The sequence below is a fragment of the Streptomyces reniochalinae genome (assembly GCF_003323735.1).
GTDB lineage: Bacteria > Actinomycetota > Actinomycetes > Streptomycetales > Streptomycetaceae > Streptomyces > Streptomyces reniochalinae.
Genome location: NZ_QOIM01000054.1, coordinates 47,612 through 62,022 on the forward strand (window position 1 = coordinate 47,612; position 14,411 = coordinate 62,022).

The 14,411-nt window shown below is 73.8% G+C and carries 15 protein-coding genes and 2 pseudogenes; 8 read left to right on the forward strand and 9 right to left on the reverse strand.

The window, feature by feature from the left end:
* Nucleotides 1-10 precede the first annotated feature (10 nt).
* The gene (locus DQ392_RS32340) at nucleotides 11-841 is read right to left on the reverse strand and encodes a 2,3-dihydro-2,3-dihydroxybenzoate dehydrogenase (RefSeq protein WP_114019268.1); all 831 of its coding nucleotides are present in this window, start codon (nucleotides 839-841) and stop codon (nucleotides 11-13) included.
* Complete coding sequence (locus DQ392_RS32345) at nucleotides 838-1,038, reverse strand: hypothetical protein (protein WP_114019269.1); 201 nt, start codon at nucleotides 1,036-1,038, stop codon at nucleotides 838-840. Before DQ392_RS32345 ends, DQ392_RS32340 begins: the two co-directional genes overlap by 4 nt.
* Nucleotides 1,039-1,223: 185 nt before the next feature.
* Between DQ392_RS32345 and DQ392_RS32350 the strand changes: the two are divergent.
* A pseudogene (locus DQ392_RS32350) lies at nucleotides 1,224-1,672 on the forward strand (ATP-binding cassette domain-containing protein); the annotation flags it as partial.
* 39 nt (nucleotides 1,673-1,711) lie between these two features.
* On the opposite strand, the gene DQ392_RS32355 reads toward DQ392_RS32350, so the two are convergent.
* Nucleotides 1,712-2,566: a GntR family transcriptional regulator gene (locus DQ392_RS32355; RefSeq protein ID WP_114019270.1), complete on the reverse strand. Its 855-nt coding sequence runs from the start codon at nucleotides 2,564-2,566 to the stop codon at nucleotides 1,712-1,714.
* A 394-nt stretch (nucleotides 2,567-2,960) separates the two neighbouring features.
* Here DQ392_RS32355 and DQ392_RS32360 point away from each other — a divergent pair, with 394 nt between their 5' ends.
* Together DQ392_RS32360 and uriT are read left to right on the forward strand one after the other, a co-directional pair.
* The gene (locus DQ392_RS32360) at nucleotides 2,961-3,935 is read left to right on the forward strand and encodes a nucleoside hydrolase (RefSeq protein WP_114019271.1); all 975 of its coding nucleotides are present in this window, start codon (nucleotides 2,961-2,963) and stop codon (nucleotides 3,933-3,935) included.
* 8 nt (nucleotides 3,936-3,943) lie between these two features.
* Nucleotides 3,944-5,365, forward strand: coding sequence for a uridine transporter UriT (gene uriT, locus DQ392_RS32365; protein ID WP_114019272.1), 1,422 nt, complete (start codon nucleotides 3,944-3,946; stop codon nucleotides 5,363-5,365).
* 159 nt (nucleotides 5,366-5,524) lie between these two features.
* On the opposite strand, the gene DQ392_RS32370 is transcribed toward uriT, so the two are convergent.
* Together DQ392_RS32370 and DQ392_RS32375 are read right to left on the reverse strand one after the other, a co-directional pair.
* Nucleotides 5,525-5,743, reverse strand: a complete 219-nt coding sequence (locus DQ392_RS32370; RefSeq protein WP_114019273.1) for a ferredoxin — start codon at nucleotides 5,741-5,743, stop codon at nucleotides 5,525-5,527.
* Nucleotides 5,744-5,746: 3 nt separating this feature from the next.
* The gene (locus DQ392_RS32375) at nucleotides 5,747-6,937 is read right to left on the reverse strand and encodes a cytochrome P450 (RefSeq protein ID WP_114019274.1); all 1,191 of its coding nucleotides are present in this window, start codon (nucleotides 6,935-6,937) and stop codon (nucleotides 5,747-5,749) included.
* Between the two features lie 143 nt (nucleotides 6,938-7,080).
* Between DQ392_RS32375 and DQ392_RS32380 the strand changes: the two genes are divergently transcribed.
* Nucleotides 7,081-7,671 (forward strand): TetR/AcrR family transcriptional regulator, encoded by a 591-nt coding sequence (locus DQ392_RS32380; RefSeq protein WP_114019275.1) that lies wholly within the window; start codon nucleotides 7,081-7,083, stop codon nucleotides 7,669-7,671.
* A gap of 31 nt (nucleotides 7,672-7,702) precedes the next feature.
* Here DQ392_RS32380 and DQ392_RS32385 read toward each other — a convergent pair whose 3' ends face one another.
* A complete protein-coding gene (locus tag DQ392_RS32385; protein ID WP_114019276.1) occupies nucleotides 7,703-8,479 on the reverse strand; it encodes an SDR family NAD(P)-dependent oxidoreductase in 777 nt (258 codons plus the stop codon).
* Between the two features lie 215 nt (nucleotides 8,480-8,694).
* Between DQ392_RS32385 and DQ392_RS36350 the strand changes: the two are divergent.
* Nucleotides 8,695-8,967: pseudogene (locus tag DQ392_RS36350) on the forward strand (DNA-binding response regulator); the annotation flags it as partial.
* A gap of 379 nt (nucleotides 8,968-9,346) precedes the next feature.
* On the opposite strand, the gene DQ392_RS32400 reads toward DQ392_RS36350, so the two are convergent.
* Nucleotides 9,347-10,579 (reverse strand): MFS transporter, encoded by a 1,233-nt coding sequence (locus DQ392_RS32400; RefSeq protein WP_245982248.1) that lies wholly within the window; start codon nucleotides 10,577-10,579, stop codon nucleotides 9,347-9,349.
* Nucleotides 10,580-10,651: 72 nt separating this feature from the next.
* On the opposite strand from DQ392_RS32400, the gene DQ392_RS32405 reads away from it, so the two are divergent.
* Entirely contained in the window at nucleotides 10,652-11,425 is a 774-nt protein-coding gene (locus tag DQ392_RS32405) for an AraC family transcriptional regulator (protein WP_114019278.1), read from the forward strand.
* Between the two features lie 171 nt (nucleotides 11,426-11,596).
* On the opposite strand, the gene DQ392_RS32410 is transcribed toward DQ392_RS32405, so the two are convergent.
* A complete protein-coding gene (locus DQ392_RS32410) occupies nucleotides 11,597-11,821 on the reverse strand; it encodes a hypothetical protein (protein WP_147266610.1) in 225 nt (74 codons plus the stop codon).
* A gap of 68 nt (nucleotides 11,822-11,889) precedes the next feature.
* Nucleotides 11,890-12,381 carry an FBP domain-containing protein gene (locus DQ392_RS32415; protein WP_114019280.1) on the reverse strand — a complete coding sequence of 164 codons (492 nt, stop codon included), beginning with the start codon at nucleotides 12,379-12,381 and terminating at the stop codon, nucleotides 11,890-11,892.
* Nucleotides 12,382-12,459: 78 nt separating this feature from the next.
* Between DQ392_RS32415 and DQ392_RS32420 the strand changes: the two genes are divergently transcribed.
* Both DQ392_RS32420 and DQ392_RS32425 read left to right on the forward strand, forming a co-directional pair.
* The gene (locus tag DQ392_RS32420; protein ID WP_114019281.1) at nucleotides 12,460-13,035 is read left to right on the forward strand and encodes a TetR/AcrR family transcriptional regulator; all 576 of its coding nucleotides are present in this window, start codon (nucleotides 12,460-12,462) and stop codon (nucleotides 13,033-13,035) included.
* Nucleotides 13,036-13,104: 69 nt separating this feature from the next.
* Entirely contained in the window at nucleotides 13,105-14,280 is a 1,176-nt protein-coding gene (locus tag DQ392_RS32425; RefSeq protein WP_114019282.1) for a GDSL-type esterase/lipase family protein, read from the forward strand.
* The last annotated feature ends 131 nt before the right edge of the window (nucleotides 14,281-14,411 follow it).

Here is a 14,411-nt window from a genome sequence, read left to right on the forward strand (position 1 = left end):
GCGGGACGGTTCAGGCCCGCAGCGCGGCGCCGCCGTCCACGTACAGGTCGTGCAGGGTGATGTGGCGGGCGCGGTCGGAGGCGAGGAAGACGACGGCCTCGGCGACGTCGGCCGGGTCGGCGATCCGGCCGAGCGGAATGCCGGTGCGGTACGTCGCGAGGTCGCCCTCGACGACCCGCCGCGCCGCGGCCGCCTCGTCGTCGGCCCCGGGCCCCCAGCAGGCCCGCTGCATGTCGGTGAGCGTGGAGCCGGGGGAGACGGTGTTGCAGCGCACTCCGCGCCCGGCCACCTCCAGGCCGAGGCACTTGGTGAACATCACGGCCGCGGCCTTGGAGGCGGCGTAGGCGGCCATGCCGGTGCGGGGGATGCCCGCCGCGTTCGAGGCGACGGTGACGATGCTGCCGCTGCCGCGCTCGGACATCCGGCGGGCAGCCGCCCGCGACACGTGGAAGACGCCGTTGGTGTTGACGGCGAAGGTGGCCGCCCAGTCCGCGTCGCTCAGCTCGGTCACCTCGGAGATGCGCAGGATTCCCGCGACGTTGGCGGCGATGTCCAGCGGGCCCAGGAGGCGGTCGCTCTCGGCCAGCAGCGCCTCGACGGCCGCCGCGTCGGCCACATCCAGCGGGCGCGCGGTGACCTGGCCGGGATGCTCGGCGGCGAGCTTCTCCACGCCCGCCGGTTCCAGGTCGGTGGCCAGGACGTGCGCGCCCTGTGCGACGAGTGCCCGCACGACGGCCGCGCCGATGCCACGGGCCGCGCCCGTCACCAGGGCGACCCTTCCGTCGAGTTCGGGCGCGAGGGGGCGTGACGCGCCGGGTGCCGTCCGGTGTGTGGTGCTCACTCGGCCATGGCCTTCCTGACGCCGGCCGGTACCGAGACGGCGGCGTCTGCGCCGCCCGGGCCGGCCCACCCGGACCCGCCGATCTCGGTGACGTGCTTGTCGCGCACCGCGTCCAGCCGCTCGCAGGCCGGCTTGTGGGCGAGTTCGTCGAACAGGCCGGCGCGTCTGTGCACGGGGGCGGAGGACTTGAGCCGCATGGTCGGGTTCTCTCCTTCAGGCACGCGCGGTCGTTTCCGGGCATGCGCGGTTCTGCCGTTCGGACGACTCCGGACGGACGAGCTTAGGTTAGGCTAACCTTATGCGTGGTGTGCAAGGGGGACGGGCCGTCTTCTCCGGTTCCCGCCCCGGGCAACACCCCGCGCGCAAGCGGCGATCGGCCCTCCGGGCCGCCGTCGCGCTGACGCCTCTCCTCGTGGGGCTCGTCCAGGGGCTGCTGCGCCAGTGGTCGCGCGAGGGCGAACGCGCCGTCCGCGAGGCGCTGGAGGCCACCGGTACCGCCGACCCGGCCGCCGAACGCCTCGACGAGCTCTCCGGCGGCCGGCGCCGGCGCTGCCTGCTCGCCACGATGTTCGCGCAGCACGCCCCCGTGGTGCTGCTCGACGAACCGACCAGCGCGCCCGACCTCGGCGCCATGGAGGACGGCCGCGTGATGGCCCAGGGGGACCCCGCGAGACGGTCGACGAGACGCTGGTGAAGGAGGTCTGCCAGGCGGAGGCCGGCATCCTGTCCGCCCCCGTCGACGCCGCGCCCGTCGACGCCGCGCCCGTTGACGCCGCGCCCCTCGACCCCGCGCCCGGCGTCGTTCCGCGGGTGCGGCGCACGGGCCCGTGACGAGGCCGGGAACCGCCGTAACCGACGTGTCCGGGTGTCTCAGCGCCGTGGGGTCAGGGACAGCAGCGGGGCGCCCGCGGGGAAGAGGTACTTGGCGGCCATGACGGGGCGGCCGGCGGCCGACACGGTCTGGGTCAGCAGCATCGCCGGGGTCTCGGGCGGCCGGGAGACGGCGAGGCCGCGCTCCGTGCCGAGCACGGTGGCTCCCAGGGTGCTGCGCGCGGTGAGCATGGTGGCGGCCCCGCTGTGCAGGAACGCGGCCAGCATGGTGCAGGCCGCCCCGTCCGCGCCGGGGATCTCTCTCCCTCGGGGCTCCTGCGGCCCGCCGGGGTTCTCGCTCCCGGCGCCTGCCGTGGTGGGGCCGGTCGCGGTGGGGCCGGGGCCGGCCGAGCCGGTGCCGAGCGCGGCGACGAGAGCCGGTCCGGCCGCAGCGCGCAGCACCGACTCGTCCGCGGCCCATTCGTGCGCGAAACACGCGGGCGCGCCGTCCACGTCGACGACCGTCTCCCAGAAGCACGCGCGCTCCGTCGGTGCCATGCGCAGGTGGTAGCCGGAGAAGTCGGTGGGTTCCTCCCACTCGACGGCGAGGCGGCGGCAACGGCGCGGGCCCGATCCCAAAAGCGCTTCCACGGGCAGCAGCCGCTCCAGTCCCGGGGCGGGTGGCGGCTGGTTGACGACGCTTCCCGAGCCCTGGCGGCGGGTTATCACGCCGTCCTCCTGCAACAGGATCAGCACCTCGCGCAGCCCCGAGCGGCTCACGCCCAGATGGGCGGCCAGCTCGGGCTCGGGCGGCAGTTTGGCCCCCGGAGGGAAGGTGCCGTCGTCGATGGCCGCCACGATCCGCTGGTAGAGCTTCACGCGGGGTGAGTGCCGACGGTCTCCCTGTCGAGGCATCACAGCTCCCGAGTTCATTTGTCGGACATTGCGCGGCGATCGTCCTGCTGTGGTGGCGATCCGCCCACGCGTGCGCCCCAAGACTAGCGCCCACCGGCCGGACCTCTTCCACCGGTCCGCCAGCGGTCTTCCGCCGGTTCTCCGGTGGCTCTCCGGCGACTCCCCGTCCGCTTCCCCGTGCTGCTCCCGTGCCGCCTCGCGGCCGGGGGCCGTGCGTGCCTCCCGCGGGCGAACCCTTGTGCCGACCTCGGCGCGAAGCTACTCTCTCGGCCAGTCGATTGTCAGACAATCTCGACCGTTGGGTTGGGCGGCTGCCACGCCGCCCGACCGTTGGGTTGGGCGGCTGCCACGCCGCCCGACCTGCCGCTCGTCTCCTCTCCCCGGAAGTGACCCCATGTCCGTCTCCGCCCCCCGCCCCCTCCTCGTGGACTGCGACACCGGCATCGACGACGCCGTCGCCCTGCTCTACCTCTGCCGAACTCCGGGGGTGGACCTGCGCGCCGTCACCACCGTCGCTGGAAACACCACAGCCGAGCAGGCCGCCCGCAACACGCTCCAGGTACTGGAGACCGCAGGGCGCACCGACATCCCCGTGGCCGCCGGAGCCGCCACCACCCTGCGCGGCGACACCCACCCCGAGGCCGGTTTCGTCCACGGCGACGGCGGGCTCGGCGGTGTCGCGCTGCCCGAGCCCAGCACGGCACCCGACCCGGGCACCGCCGTCGACCTCCTCCTGCGCACCGCCCGCGAGGCCGAGGACGGGATCGACATCCTCGCCACGGCGCCGCTGACCAACCTCGCGCTGGCACTCCGCGCCGAGCCCCGGCTGCCCGAGCGGGTGGGCCGCCTCACGATCATGGGCGGCGCCGTCCACCACCCCGGCAACATCAGCCCGCTCGCCGAAGCCAACATCGGCCACGACCCGGAGGCGGCCGCCGCGGTGCTGGCCGCCGGGTGGCGGGACCTCACGCTCGTACCGCTCGACGTCACCATGCGCGAGAACCTCACCGAGGCGCACCGGCAGCGGCTGCTCGCCTGCGGCAACCCCGCCGGCCGACTCGCGGGCGAGATCCTCGACTTCTACTTCACCTTCCACGAGGAGACCGCGCTGCCCTTCCGCGGTTCGGCCTGCCACGACCCGCTCGCCGCGGGGATCGCCGTCGGCGAGGTCACCCCCAAGGCCGCGCCCCGGCTGCCGGTCACCGTGGACACCGCCGACGGCGCGGCGCGCGGCGCGCTCGTCGCCGACACCCGCGGCATCCACCGCGGCTACCCCGCGCAGCCCGGCGCCAACGCCGCCGTGGTCCTGGAGACCGACGGCACGTTCCCCGAACTGCTCGTCGACCGACTGTGCCGGATACGGAAGTGAGCAGCGGGATGGCATCCGACCTGAACGTCAGGACGACGAAGAAGCCGGCCGGCACCGCCGCACTGATGACGGCGCTGCTCGCCGCCTGTGTGGCCTTCCAGCTCAACGCCAGCATGCTCAGCCCCGCCCTGGTCACCATGGCCCGCGAACTGCACACCGACGAGGCGGCCACCGGACTGTCGCAGACGGCGTTCTTCACCGCCTGCGCGATGTTCTCCCTCTTCCTGCCGCGCTTCAGCGACATCGTCGGGCGCCGGCGCGTGCTGCTGTGGATGCTCGTCGTCATGGCCGCCGGCACGGTACTGGCCGCTGTCGCGCCGAACATCGCCGTGCTCGACATCGCCCGCGTGGCGCAGGGCGTCTCAGGACCCGTCGTGCAGATCTCCCTGCTGATGCTGCGTTCCGAGATCGCCGACCCGAAGCGGTTCGGCACCCTCATGGGCCTGGTGACCGCCGTCAACGGCGGCATCGCGGGCGTCGACGCGCTGGCCGGCGGCTGGCTGGCCGCCCACCACGGCTTCCGCAGCATCTTCTGGGTGATCGCACTCGTCGCGCTCGTCGCCGCGGTGGCCGTCGCGCTGGGCTGCCCCGAATCGCGCCCCTCGGCCGGGACCCCGATGGACTGGCCCGGCGTGCCGCCCCTCGTGATCAGCGTCGCGGCGCTGCTGCTCGCCGTCGACCAGGCCAAGAAGCTGGGCGGGGCCAACTGGCCACTGGCAGCGGGCCTGCTCGCGGTGGCCGTGCTCGCGTTCGCGCTCTTCTGGAGGATGGAGAAGGGCAGCCGTCATCCCCTGGTACGCATCAACGATCTGCGGCAGCGCGCCACCTGGGCGCCCCTGCTGACCACTCTCCTCACGCTCACCGGCGTCTTCGCCGCCGTCAACGGTGTGCTGATGTCGTTCGTGCAGAACGAGGAGGCGGGGTTCGGCATGGGGGCAGGTCTCGCCTCGCTGGTCTTCCTCACCCCGTTCGCGCTCGTCGGCTGGCTCGTGGGCCCCTTCACCGGGCGGCTCGCGCCCCTGGTCGGCTACCGTCGCCTGCTGCGCTGGGGCCTGCTCGGCAGCGCCGTCGTGGTCGTGGTGATGGCGCTGGCCGGCGTCCACTCGCTCCCGGTCATGGTCGGCTGCACCGTCCTGCTCGGGGTCACCTACGCAGGCGTCGCCAACATCGTCCTCAACCTGCTCGGCGTGGTACTGGCGCCCAAGGACCACCCCGGGTTCCTGCCCGGACTCATCTCGGCCGCCTTCGGCCTGGGCGCCGGGCTCAGCTTCGCGCTGCTGTCCGCCGTCCAGGTGTCCGGCAGCCCGCAGGGGAGCTCCTCGACCGGCGGCTACGTGGCCGCCCTGCTCCTGGGCGGCGTCGTGGTGGCGGCCGCCTATGCCGCCTCCTTCCTCATCCCCCGGCCGCGGGAGGCGGAGGTGGCGCCCTGAGACGGGTCGAGGCCGGTCCCTGAGCCGCCCGCCGCCGCACCTGCCCCCGCCGGGACCTCCCGGACCGGGCAGGTGCGGCGCCCACCGCGCGGAGGGGGACGGCGACCGCGAACGAGCCGGGCCGTCCACCACGCGGGAGGCGGGCGGGCGTCCCGCGGATCACGGACGGGGGCCGACGACCTCGCCGTCCTCGTCCAGCAGCGTGATGGCCAGTGCGGGGCACGAGTCAGCCGCGTCGAGGGCGGCCTCCTGCGGGTCGATCTGTTCAGCGGCCGCACGCGAGCGCTCGTTCTCCAGCTCGAACACGGACGGTGCCATACCGGCGCACATCCCCGACCCGATGCACACGTCCCGGTCGATCTCCACACGCCACGTCATCGTTCACCACCTCACCGGCATGGAGCGCGGGCCCCTCACGAGCATCGCGGTCTTCCAATCGATGTCCCCGGCCAGTCGCACGCCGGGCAGCATGCCCAGCAGCGCGCGCAGCGCTTCCTGGAGCTCGACCCGGGCCAACGGCGCGCCCAGACAGTGGTGCACGCCGTGCCCGAAGCCCAGATGCGAGTTGTTCGTACGGGTGATGTCGAGCTTGCCCGAGCGGTCGAAGCGCAGCGCGTCGCGGTTGGCGGCGCCGATGGCCACGAGCACCGGGTCGCCGGCGCGCACCAGCGTCCCCGAGACGTCGATGTCCTCGGTCGCGTAGCGCGGCTGGCCCGCGCCGACGCCGAGCGGCACGAAGCGCAGCAGTTCCTCCACGGCGCCGGCGACCAGCGACGGGTCCTCTCGCAGGCGTGCGAACTGCTCGGGATGGTCGAGCAGGACGCACAGGAAGTTGGGGATCTGGCTGGCCGTCGTCTCGTGCCCCGCGACAAGGATGCCCACGCACAGATCGACCAGTTCCAGCTCGGAGAGCCTGTCGCGATCGTCCCGCGCCTCGATCAGCGCCGTCATCAGGTCGTCGGCCGGGTGCGCGCGGTGCTGGTCGATCAAACCGGCCATGTAGGCGCGCAGTTCGTTCCTGCTGGCTTCGAACTGCTCGGCCGTCAGCGAGCTGGTCGACAGCGCGTTGTCGCTCCACACCCGGAAGCGCGGCCTGTCGGCCTCCGGGACCCCCAGCAGCCGGCAGATCACGCCGACGGGCAGCGGCAGCGCGAAGTCGTCGACCAGGTCGGCGGGCGGCCCCGCCTCGGTCATGTCCCGCAGCAGGTCCTCTGCCAGGGCGCGGATCTCGGGGCGCAGCTTCTCCACCCGCCGCACGGTGAAGGCCTTGGCCACCAGGGTGCGCAGCCTGGCGTGTTCGGGCGGGTCCATGCTCAACAGCCCGCCCGTCAGCCGCCCTTCCGACTGGCGGGGCTCGTCGTGCCGTACGGACTCGGCGCGGCTGAAGCGGCTGTCGCCCAGGACGAGCCGGGCGTCGGCGTAGCGGGTGACGAGCCAGGCGTCCTCGCCGTAGGGGAGGCGCACGCGCGGCAGTCCGTCCTGGTCGCGGATCAGGGCGTAGCGGTCGGAGAGGTGGAGGGACGTCGCTTCGTTGAAGGGGTAGGCCACGGGTTCGGTGTCGGTGCTGGTCACCTGACCTCCTACCGGTTGTAAGCGTCTGCTTACAAAAGTAGGCGGGTGCGGTGGCGGCGGTCAACGGTGCCTCACCCGGGTGCTGTTGGCCGCACGGCCGTTACGCTGACTGCTCCGAGTGGCTGCTTCGACGGGGGAGGGGCATGACCGCCTACCGGACCGCACGCAAGAGAGACGCCGCAGCGACACGGCAGGCGCTGGTCCAGGCGGCGGCGGGGCTGTTCGCGGAGCGCGGCTACGAGCGCACCACCGTCCGCGAGATCGCCGCCCGCGCCGGGGTCAACCAGGCGCTGCTCTTCCGCTACTTCGGCTCGAAACAGTCGCTGTTCGAGGAGGTGGTGGCCGGCGAGAGCCTGCGGCACCTGCGCGAGACCCCGCCCGAGAGCGTGCTGGAGACCGCGCTGCGCGGGCTGCTCGCCGCGGGCTCCGAAGACCAGGGGCAGCGCCACCGCGCGCTGGAGATCTGCCTGCGCTCGGCCGTCGGCGGGACCGCCACCCGCACCGGGGCGCTGCTGAGCGAGGAGTACGCGGACGCCCTCGCCACGCTCACCGAAGCCGAGGACGCCGCGCTCCGCGCCGACCTGGTCCTCGCCTGGCTGCTGGGCATCGGCCTGACACGCTCGGTGGTCGGCAAGGGGGCGCTGGCGGGCGCCGACCCCGACGAGGTGTGCGCCCTCGTCCTCGACTGCGCCCGCACGATGCTGGAGAAACTTCCCGCGAACGAGAGCCGTTGAGCACGAGCGCCGGACCCCGGCCGGCCGGCCGTCACCGCTCGCGGTGCAGCTTCGAGTTGGAGGCCTGTGCACGCGGACGGACGACCAGCAGGTCGATGTTGACGTGGCTCGGGCGGGTGACGGCCCAGGTGATGGTCTCCGCGACATCCTCGGCCGTCAGCGGCTCGGCCACCCCCGCGTAGACGCCCGCGGCCTTCTCGGCGTCCCCGTGGAAGCGGGTCAGCGCGAACTCGTCCGTCTTGACCAGCCCGGGCGCCACCTCGATCACCCTGACGGGGCTTGCGACGATCTCCAGCCGCAGCGTCTCGGCGAGTACGTGCTGCGCGTGCTTGGCCGCGACGTACCCGGCGCCGCCCTCGTAGGTGGCGTGCCCCGCGGTGGAGGAGAGCACCACCACGGTGCCGTCACCGCTGTCGGTGAGAGCGGGCAGCAGCGCCTGGGTGAGGTTCAGGGTGCCGATGACGTTCGTCTCGTACATCTGCCGCCACTCGCCCGGGTCACCCGAGGCGACCGGGTCGGCTCCGAGCGCTCCACCGGCGTTGTTCACCAGTACGTCGACCGCGGGCAGAGTCCGGGCGAACGCGTCGACAGCGGCGCGGTCCGTCACGTCCAGGGGGTAAGCCTCCGCGTGGTGACCCGCCTCGTTGATCCGGCCGGCGAGGGCCTCGATCCGGTCGGCACGGCGCGCGGTGAGCACCACCCGGTAGCCGGCGGCCGCCAGTCCGCGCGCGGTGGCGGCTCCGATACCACTGCTCGCTCCGGTGACGACAGCGGTGCGGGACGGGACTGCGGAAGCGGTGGCGGTCATACGGGTGCTCCTCGGACGTACGGCGGACTTCCGCCAGGGTACGCAGCGGGTGCGCGCCCACCGCCGCCGCCTCCGGCGGCCCGGCCCGCCGGGCGGACGACCGGCCGGTGCGCAGCCGTGGCTCCGACCGTCGGCGGCCCCGTCACCGGCGCATTCCCAGTCGGCTCACAGACGCCGCACAGGAAACTCTCAGGGACGGGGCCGAGGCTGGCGGCATGGGCGAGTCTTCTGTGTCCGCCGACGGTTCCGGGCGTGCCGGCGTCGTCCCGCCGCGACCCGGGGCCGCTCCGGCCGCCGCGACCGAGACGGGGGCGGCGCTCACGCGCGACGGGCGGCCCGCGCGGGTGCTCGTGGTGGACGACGAGCCGCCGCTGGCCGAACTGCTGGCCATGGCCCTGCGGTACGAGGGGTGGGATGCGCGCTCCGTCGGGGACGGCGCCGGGGCGGTGCGCGCCGCACGGGCGTGGCGTGCGGACGCGGTCGTGCTCCGAGGAGCAGCGGTCCGCGTTCGCACACGCCCCTCGTGACGGTGAGCCGCACACCGCCGAACTGCCCGGAGAGGGGACCTACCGGGTGCGGTCGGTGCCGGTGGACGGCGGCACGCTGCTCGTCGGGCTGCCCGCCTCGGGCGTCCAGGACACCGTCAGCACACTGGTCGTCACCGAGGTCTGCGTCGCCGGCGCGGGGCTCCTCGCCGCGGCGCTCGTCGGCACCGCCAGCGTGCGGCTCGCGCTGCGGCCCCTGGCCCGGGTGGCGCAGACCGCCACCCGGGTCTCCCGGCTGCCGCTGCACGAGGGCGAGGTACGGCTGCGCGAACGCGTCCCGCGGGCCCGGCTCGGCCGCCGCGCGGCCGCCGCCGGACACCGCTCAGGCCGTAGGCTCCGCGCGGTCGCGGTGCGGGAGGAGACCGAGTGCCAGCCCCAGGGTGGCGGAGGCGGCGCCGAGAGCGGCGACGGCCGGCCAGCCCGCGGTACTCCAGGCGAGGGAGCCCGCCAGGGAGCCGGTCGCGATGCCGGCGAAGCGGCAGGTGAAGTAGCTGGTGTTGAGCCGGTTGTGCAGGTGGGCGGGGAGGGAGAAGAGCGCGGTCTGGCTGACCGTCTGGTTGCCCCACACACCGACGTCCAGGAGGACGATGCCGGCCACCAGCCAGGCCAGGGAGGTGCCGCCGGGCAGCAGGACCAGCCAGCCGGCGATCACCAGGGCTGTCAGCGCGGCCAGACCGCGCCGTGGGCCGTACCGGTCGGCGAGCCTGCCCGCCCACGGGGAGGCCAGGGCGCTGGCGGCGGCGACGAGCCCGAACAGCCCGATGCGCGCGCTGTCGTAGTGGTAGTGCCGGGCCAGCAGGAACGTCAGCGTCGTCCAGAAGGCGCCGAAGGCCACACCGACCAGCGCCCCGGAGAAGATCACCCGGGCGACCGGGGGCCGGGCCGCCAGCCGGGGCAGGGAGGCCAGGCAGGCGCGGTAGCCGTCGGTACCGGCCGGTGCCGGGTCTGCGGGCAGGCACCGGCGCAGGACGACGGCCAGCAGAAGGGTGAGGGCGCAGGAGACGGCGTACACGCCGCGCCAGCCGACGAGCCCGGCGAGCGCGCCCGCGTAGGCGCGGGAGGCGAGGATGCCGACGAGCAGCCCCGCCTGCACGGTGCCGACGACGCGCCCCCGCCCGCCCGACCGGCCCCCGGGCGGCTCGGACAGCGCCACGGCCAGCGGCGTGACCAGCTGCGGTACGGGGGAGAGCAACCCCGTCACGAAGCCGGCCACGGCCAGGAACCAGGCGCTGGTGGCGACCGCGCTCGCCGCCAGCGCCAGGCCCGAGCACGCGGTGAGCACCAGAATCAGCCGGCGCCTGTCGTGGCTGTCCCCGGCGGGTACCAGCAGCAGGATGCCGGCCGCGTAGCCGAGCTGGGTGGCGGTAGGGATGGCGCCCAGCAGCGCGGGATCGGCCCGCAGCGAGCCGGCGACCTCCTCCAGCAGCGGCTGGCTGAGGTAGACGTTGGAGGCGGTGACCGCGCTGGTGACAGCCAGGACGAGCACGTGGAGGCGGGAGAGCCCGCGGCCCCGCGCCAGGGGCGGGGACGAGGGCGTGAGACGGGGATGGGGCACGGAGAACGACGCTATGGCCGGCCCGGGCTGGCATACTTTCGCCGTACTGCCAGGTGATGTCGAGAGTGCGCCATGTTCGGGAAGAGCGAGAACCGGGACGACTACCAGGACGTGCCGCGCCCGGTGGCGGCGATGGCCCGCGACCTGGCGGACGGCCACCACATCCCGCCGCACCGGCACCGCCGGGCACAGCTGATCTACGGCATCACCGGAGCCATCACGGTGGGCACCCCGCTCGGCACCTGGGTGGTGCCGGCCAGCAGGGGCGCGTGGGTACCCGCGGCGCTCGACCACGAGATGACCTGCGCCGGCAGGGTCGCCATGCGCACGCTCTATCTGGGCCCGGGCGCCGCCACCCGGCTGCCCGCGACCCCCACGGTCGTCTCGGTCCCCCCGCTGCTGCGCGAGCTGATCGACGAGGCGACGAGGCTGCCCGTCGAGTACGACACCGAGGGCCGTGACGGACTCGTCATGCGGCTGCTGCTGAGTGAACTCTCCCCCCGGCCCGTGCCGGCGCTGCACCTGCCCGCCCCGGACTGCCCCCGCCTCGCGGACCTGTGCGCGCGGATCCGCCGCTGCCCCCAGGACGCGTGGACGACACGGCAGGCCGCCGCTGCCGCGCACATGAGTCCGCGCAGCCTCCAGCGCCGCTTCGCCGAGACGACCGGGATGAGCCTGGGCCACTGGGTACGGCAGGCCAAGCTGGCGCACGCGGTGGCGCTGCTGGCCAAGGGGGCGCCCGTCACCACCGTCGCGCTGCGCGTCGGCTACGCCACCCCGAGCGCCTTCACGGCCATGTTCCGGCGCGCGCTGGGCACCACGCCGAGCCTCTACTTCTCCCCGTGAGCGCCACCGAACTGACCGCCGGGCCGCGCGCGTGCGCCGCACCTCGCGTCGCCGCCGGAGCCCGATACGCCGGGGCCGTCTCGCGACGCCGCACACATGACCGCGTACACGTGACCGTGCCACGGACGCCGACGTGCACGCGCGAGCGGGCGCGAGGCGCCGCCTAGCGCCTCAGCGGCCGTGCTGCTGCGCCTGCTCCCCGACCATGCGCAACTGCTGCTCGGCCTGGGAGACTACGGAGGAAAGGCCCAGCCGACCGGACACGCCACCCGCTTCGGCTGCGGCGTTCCGGCCACCCGCGGTGCTGTCCGCGGCCGTGGCCTGGGACGCCGCGGCGATACCGGCCAACGTAGCGGCGGCGGCCAGCATCCCCGCCGTCAGTGCACGTGTACGCATGGTGTTTCCTTCCGGTTGCTCACCTGGGGTCACCACCACCAACGAGCCCGGCGGGGTCCGCGACACGATCACGCGACCACTTTCGCGAGGAACGTGGCGACGTTCCCCTCGATCCGCTGGATCTTCTCCTCCAGGGTGAGCGACTCGTGTATCCGGGCGCCGCCCGCCGGATCCTTGCGGCCGCGCACGTACAGCGAACACTCCAGGTCGCTGCATATGTAGGTACCGACCGAGTTGCCCCGCTGCCCGGCCGTGCCGGCCTTCGGCGCGACCATCAGCGAGACACCGCCCGCGTGCGGGGTCAGGCACACCGAGCACATGCTGCGCCGCGCCTGCCACGGGGCGGGGGCGGGGCTGCGCAGCGCGACGGCCCGGGTACGGCCGTCCAGTTCGGTTGCGAGGTAGGCGCGGCCGGGAGCCTGGGGGTCACGCCAGCCGAGGAAGTCGAGCGCGTCCCAGGGCCGGTCGGCGAGGCCGCGGGGGACGGCCAGACGCTTGGCCTCGCCCTTGGTGCAGTTCACGAACGCGGTGCGGATCTCTGGTTCCGTCAACGGCTTCATGAGTGATATCGTAAATTGCCTAAAAGGCTTAGGTAATTTCTTAATTCCCTCAGCCGCTTCGGGTGACGGGTGGAGGGCATGGCGCGGGCCGGACTGAGTAAGCAACGGCTGATCCGGGCGGGAGCCGAGCTGGCGGACGAGGTCGGATTCGACCGGGTGACCGTCTCGGCGCTCGCCAGACGGTTCGACGTCAAGGTCGCGAGCCTGTACTCGCACCTGAGGAACTCCCATGACCTCAAGACGGGGATCGCGCTGCTCGCCCTGGAGGAACTGGCCGAGCGAGCCGCCGACGCGCTGGCCGGACGAGCGGGCAAGGACGCCTTGGCGGCCTTCGCGAACGCCTACCGCGACTACGCCGGCGAGCACCCCGGCCGATACGCCGCCACCCGGTTCCCCCTCGACCCCCGCACCGCCGCCGCGAGCGCCGGAGGCAGGCACGCGCAGATGACGCGCGCGATCCTGCGCGGTTACGACCTGCCGGAACCGGACCAGACGCACGCCGTCCGGCTGCTCGGCAGCGTCTTCCACGGCTTCGTCAGCCTGGAGGCGTCCGGAGGCTTCAGCCACAGCGCCCCCGACTCGCCGGAGACCTGGGCGTGGGTCGTCGACCACCTCGACGCCCTGCTGCGCAGCCTGCGCGCACCCGAGCCCTGACGCCACCCCTTCCCGTCCCCGCCCCCTCCTGAGCGCGAAGCGGCCTTCTCCGACACACAGGCTGGAGCAATGAACCCCACGCACGACTGGAGCACCACGCCGGTCACCACAAACCTCGTACGCGGCGCCGCCGACCTGGAGCAGACCCCGCACGGCGTCCTGCCGCACCGGCTGCCCGCCTGGGCGCGCGCCCAGAACACCGACGGGCAGCTCGCGATGGTCGAGTCACAGCCCTCGGGGGTCCGCCTGGCGTTCCGTACCGGAGCGACCACCGTGGAGCTCGACGTACTGCCCACCAAACGCGACTACGTGGGCGCCCCGCCCCGCCCGGACGGCGTGTACGAGCTGCTCGTCGACGGCCGGCCCGCCCGCCGGGCGACCGCCACCGGCGGCAACACCCTGACCATCGACATGCTCGCCGGCACTGCCGAGACCACGCCGGGACCGGCCGACACGCTGCGCTTCGAGGGCCTGCCCGACCGGGTCAAGGACATCGAGATCTGGCTGCCGCACAACGAGACCACCGAACTCGGCGCGCTGCGCACCGACGCTCCCGTCGAGCCCGTACCCGGTCCGGGGCGCAAGGTGTGGCTGCACCACGGTAGTTCGATCAGCCACGGCTCCGACGCCGCGGGGCCCACCACCACATGGCCCGCGCTGGCCGCCTCGCGGGGCGGTGTCGACCTGGTCAACCTCGGACTCGGCGGCAGCGCCCTGCTCGACCCGTTCACCGCCCGCACCATGCGGGACACCCCCGCCGACCTGATCAGCGTCAAGCTCGGCATCAACATCGTCAACAGCGACCTGATGCGGCTGCGGGCCTTCACCCCGGCGGTGCACGGCTTCCTCGACACGATCCGCGAAGGACACCCGACCGCCCCGCTGCTGGTCGTCTCGTCGATCCTGTGCCCCATACACGAGGACACCCCGGGGCCGTGCGCTCCGGACTTCAGCGAGGTCAGCTCGGGGAGGATCCTCTTCCGGGCCATGGGCGATCCGGCAGAGCGCGCCGCCGGCAAGCTGACGCTCAACGTCATCCGCGAGGAGCTCGCCCGCATCGTCATCCAGCGGGCCGCGCGCGACCCGCACCTGTTCTATCTCGACGGCCGGGAGCTCTACGGCGAGGCCGACTTCGCCAAGCTGCCGCTGCCCGACCAGCTGCATCCGGACGCGGCCGCACACCACCGGATCGGCGAGCGCTTCGCCGAGCTGGCCTTCGGCCCCGGCGGCCCGCTCGCACCCTGAGGGCCGCATACGCGACGAGCGGGTGGGAGGGTGTTCCTCCCACCCGCTCGGGGTGTCGCATGCGTGGTGCGTGTGTGCTGGGTGTGGGGGGTGTTGTCGGCTGGGGGCCTTCTGCTCAGTAGGCGGAGTCG